Consider the following 4,779-nt stretch of genomic DNA (forward strand, 5'->3'; position numbering starts at 1 on the left):
GTCCTGCGCCGACGCGATCGCCGTGCCGATCAGCTGGTTGATCTGGGTGATGCCCCCGGTGATCGCCGCCGGCAGCGCCAGGATCAGCAGCCGCTTGACGTTCGGCGTCATCTTTGGCCGCCGAAAGCCGATCGAAATGCCCGCGTGGCGCACCGCCGCCCAGACGATCGCCAGCTGCACCAGGCCGGCCGCCAGCACGCCCCAGGCCAGACCGAAACCGACGGTGCGGGCGTCCGAACCCTTGTACCAGGCATAGGCAAGCACGGCGATGAGGATGACGTTGAGGAACACCGGCGCCACCGCGGCGGCGAAATAGCGGCGCAGCGAATTCAGCATGCCGGCCATCATGGCGCCGAGCGACATGCAGATCAGGTAGGGGAACATGACGGTCGCCAGCGCCACCGTCGTCTCGAATTTTCCCGGCGTGTCGGCAAAGCCCGGCGCCACCAGGTAGCGCACGATCAGCGGCATCGCCAGTTCCATGGCGATGGTCAGCGCCAGAAGCGCCGTGAACAAGACGCCGAACACCTCTTCGGAAAAGCGCTTGGCGCCGTCGGTGCCGTGTGTCTCGATCTCCTTGGCGAACAGCGGCACGAAGGCGGCATTGAAGGCGCCTTCGGCGAACAGCCGGCGAAAGGTGTTGGGGAACTGGAAGGCGGCGTTGAAGGCATCGGCGATCGGCCCGGTGCCGAGTGCGGCAGCCATCAGCATCTCGCGGCCGAAGCCGAGGGCCCGGCTCATCAGCGTGCCGGAAGCGACCGTGGCGAATTTCTTGACAAGGCTCATGCGCTTGAAGTCTGCCTGCGGGATTGGGGCAAATGGAAGGTAACAGTCACTCGGCGGCCGTTTTGGTCTTGCCGCGCTCGGACGCCGTGCCCTCGAGCACCGCGATCAGCCTGTTGCGGATGGTCGCCGTACGCGACGGGCTGTCGATCTTCTGGCCGGTGAGATCGGTGACGTAGAACGTGTCGATGACTTTTTCGCCGAAGGTGGTGATGTGGGCCGAGGCGATGTCGAGCGACAGGTCCGACAACATGCCGGTGATCTCCGACAGAAGGCCCGGCCTGTCCAGCCCCTCGACCTCGATCACCGAGAACCGGTTCGACAGCGTATTGCGGATCTCGGCGCGTGGCGGGATACGGAAAACCTTGGCGCCGCGCCGAGGCTTGGTGCGCTTCTCGATCATTTCGGGCAGCCAGCTCTTGCCCGACAGAACATCCTCGATCAGCCGGCCGACGCGCTCGGCACGGCGGCGCTCGTCCTCGTCGCGGTCGAACTCCCTCGAGATCAGGATGGTGTCGAGCGCCCGACCATCCGAGGTGGTGAAGATCTGCGCGTCGACGATGTTGCCGCCGGCCGCCGCGCAGGCGCCGGCAATCACCGAGAGCAGGCGCGGATGGTCCTGCGCCAGCACCGTGATCTCGGTCACCGCCTCGAACTGGTGGGTCTTGACCATTGTGGCCAGCTTCTTGCCGGCATGGTCGGCCTCGCGGATGAATTCGGCATGGCGCACTTGGTCGGGAAGATCGACCGCCAGCAGATAGTTCTCGTAGTGCTGGCCGACATAACGCTTGCGGGCCTTCTCCGGCCAGTCGGCAAGCGCCTCGGCCAGTTGTTCGCGCGCCGCCGCCGTCCGTTTGGCGCGCGACACCTCCGAAAACCCGCCGGTCAACAAAAGCTCGGTCTCGTAGTACAGCGTGCGCAGCAGCTGGCCTTTCCAGCCGTTCCAGACCCCCGGCCCGACGCCACGGATATCGCAGACGGTAAGCACAAGCAGCATCTTCAGCCGTTCGACCGACTGCACAATGGCGGCAAAATCCTCGATCGTCTTGCGGTCGTTGAGATCGCGGGTCTGCGCCGTCATCGACATGACGAGGTGGTTCTCGACCAGCCAGGCGACCGTTTCGGTGTCGGCCGGCGAAAGCCCCATATGCGGGCAGATGCGCCGGGCGATCCTGGCGCCGGCTTGCGAATGGTCCTCCGGCCTGCCCTTGGCGATATCGTGCAGCAGCACGGCGACATAGAGCGCCTCGCGGCTCTTCTTCAGCCCCGGCATCAGCGCGTGGGAAAGCGGATGGACCTTTTCGCCGTCGCCGCGTTCGATCTCGGCCAGCACGCCGATGCAGCGGATCAAATGCTCGTCCACGGTGTAGTGATGGTACATCGAGAACTGCATCATGGCGACGATCTTGCCGAAATCCGGGATCAGTCTGGCAAGCAGTCCGGCCTCGTTCATGCGCCGCAGATTGAGCTCGGCATTGCGGTCCGAGGTCAAGATGTCGAGGAACAGCCGATTGGCCTCCTCGTCGCGCCTGAGCGCCTTGCCGACGAGGCCGAGCGAGCGGGTCAAAAGCTTCAGCGCATCCGGGTGGAATTCCAGGCCGTGCTTGTCGGCAAACCAGAACAACCTGAGCAGGTTAACCGGATCGCGCTCGAACACCTCGTCGTCGGCAATGTTGATGCGGTGGTTGTCGACGATGAAATCGGCCGTGCCGGCGAGCTTGCGCTTGCGGCGCGAAAAGGTGAGGAAGATGCGGTTGAAGCCCGGCACATGCTTGGCCTGCTCCTCTTCCAGCGCGGCACAGAAGATGCGGGTCAGGTCGCCGACGTCCTTGGCGACGAGGAAGTAGTGCTTCATGAAGCGCTCGACCGCCGACAGGCCGGGATGGGTGGTATAGCCCAGCCGCTCGGCAATATCGCGCTGGATGTCGAAATGCAGCCGCTCCTCGGCTTTGCCGGTGAGGAAATGCATGTGGCAGCGCACCGCCCACAGGAAGTCCTCGGCCTTCTGAAATTCCCTGTATTCGCCGTCGGTAAAGACGCCCTTGTCGACCAGTTCCTCGCCGGTGCGCACCCGGTAGAAATATTTGGCGATCCAGAACAGCGTCTGCAGGTCGCGCAGGCCGCCCTTACCGTCCTTGACGTTGGGTTCGACGAGGTAGCGACTCTCGCCGGCCTTGGCGTGACGCTCGTCGCGTTCGGCAAGCTTGGCCTGGACATATTCGGGGCCGGTGGTGCGCACCACCTCGTGGTCGAAGCGCTGCAGAAGCTCGTCATAGAGCTTTTGCTCGCCCCACAGGAAGCGCGCTTCCAGGATCGAGGTGCGGATGGTGATGTCGGTGCGCGACAGCCTGAGGCATTCGTCGATGTTGCGCGTCGCGTGGCCGACCTTCAGGCCGAGGTCCCACAGCATGTAGAGCATATATTCGACGATCTGCTCGCCCCAGGGCGTCTGCTTGTAGGGCAGCAAGAACAGGAGATCGATGTCGGACCCCGGCGCCAGCGTGCCGCGGCCATAGCCGCCGACGGCAACGACCGCCATGCGCTCGGCCGATGACGGGTTTTTGACGCGATAGACATGGGTGGCGGCGAAATCGTAGAGCGCGCGGATGATCTCATCCATCAGATGCGACAGCCGGGCGGCGCAGGCGGTGCCGCTGCCATCGTCCATCAGCATGCGTTCGGCGACCGTGCGGCCGTCGGCGAGCCGGCTTTTGAGAAGCTTGAGAACGCCGCTGCGCGCGGCCCTACCCGAACCGTCGCCTGCCGTGGCCGCGGTCAGTTCGGTCATCTCGCGGCGCAAGGCTTCGCCGTCGATCAGTTCCTCGAGCTTCAGGGATATTCTTGCCATAAATGCCGTTCGGCCTCGCCGTTTTGGCGGCGTCTATAGCGCGTTTTCGCGGCGCTGGGTATGGGGCGGACGGACGCGTTCTCCGCAGCGGTGGAACGGGACGATCGTATCGCGCCCGCGGCCGGTTCGGTTAGGGGCTTGGGCGCGAAAAATCGAAAACAGCCCTTGACCTTCCAGTTACTGGAAGCACTACCTCCGCCGCAACATCGAAATACAGGGGCTTTCGGCATGACGCATTCCGATCACCATCATCACGCCAATGGCAGCTGTTGCTCGGCAAAGGGCGCCTCCTCTGCTGCGGACGCCGACATCCGCGATCCGGTCTGCGGCATGACGGTCGATCCGGCCGCCGGCAAGCCGACGACCGAGCATGGCGGCCATCGCTATCATTTCTGCAGCGAAAGCTGCCGTTCGAAATTCGTCGCCGAACCCCAGAAATATCTGACCGCCACCGATCCCGTCTGCGGCATGAGCGTCGACCGTGCCACGGCCAGGCACTTTTTGCGGCACGAGGGCCAGGGTTTCTATTTCTGCTCGGCCGCTTGCCAGGCGAAATTCGAGGCCGAGCCGGCAAAGTATCTCGGCGACAGGCCGGCACCGCAGGCGATGCCCAAGGGCACACAATACACCTGCCCGATGCATCCGGAAATCATCCGCGACAAGCCCGGCTCGTGCCCGATCTGCGGCATGGCGCTGGAGCCGATGGGGGTGCCGACCGGCGACGAGGGTCCGAACCCCGAACTGGTCGACTTCACCAGGCGGTTGTGGGTGAGCGCGGTGCTGTCCGTGCCGTTGCTGGTCATCGCCATGGCACCGATGCTCGGCCTGACGTTCGAGGCCTTCATCGACGACCGTACTAAGGTCTGGCTGGAACTGGCGCTGGCCAGCCCCGTGGTGCTGTGGGCGGCATTCCCCTTCTTCCACCGCGACTGGGATTCGATCCTCAATCGCAGCCCCAATATGTGGACGCTGATCTCGCTCGGCGTCGGTGCCGCCTATCTCTACAGCGTCGTCGCCACGCTGTTTCCAGGCCTCTTTCCGCACCAGTTCCGCGGCCATGACGGCACCGTGCCGGTCTATTTCGAGGCGGCGGCGGTGATCGTCGCGCTGGTGTTCCTCGGCCAGGTGCTGGAATTGCGCGCCCGTGA

The 4,779-nt window shown here is 64.4% G+C and carries 3 protein-coding genes; 1 reads left to right on the plus strand and 2 read right to left on the minus strand.

Translation table 11 applies throughout. The features are described from left to right. Together murJ and E5W70_RS30815 are read right to left on the minus strand one after the other, a co-directional pair. Positions 1 to 786 (minus strand): murein biosynthesis integral membrane protein MurJ (murJ, locus tag E5W70_RS30810; RefSeq protein ID WP_292665029.1); only part of this gene is annotated, 786 nt, incomplete at its 3' end. A gap of 46 nt (positions 787 to 832) precedes the next feature. Next, positions 833 to 3,631: a [protein-PII] uridylyltransferase gene (locus E5W70_RS30815; RefSeq protein ID WP_292665030.1), complete on the minus strand. Its 2,799-nt coding sequence runs from the start codon at positions 3,629 to 3,631 to the stop codon at positions 833 to 835. 228 nt (positions 3,632 to 3,859) lie between these two features. On the opposite strand from E5W70_RS30815, the gene E5W70_RS30820 reads away from it, so the two are divergent. Further along, on the plus strand, positions 3,860 to 4,779 hold a 920-nt coding region (locus E5W70_RS30820), incomplete at its 3' end, for a YHS domain-containing protein (RefSeq protein ID WP_292665031.1).

The organism is Mesorhizobium sp. (assembly GCF_005063415.1).
Classification (GTDB): Bacteria; Pseudomonadota; Alphaproteobacteria; order Rhizobiales; family Rhizobiaceae; genus Mesorhizobium.

Excerpts from the sequence above, each read along its gene's own strand:
- E5W70_RS30815 (WP_292665030.1), bottom strand. The coding sequence starts at position 3,631 with ATGGCAAGAATATCCCTGAAGCTCGAGGAACTGATCGACGGCGAAGCC.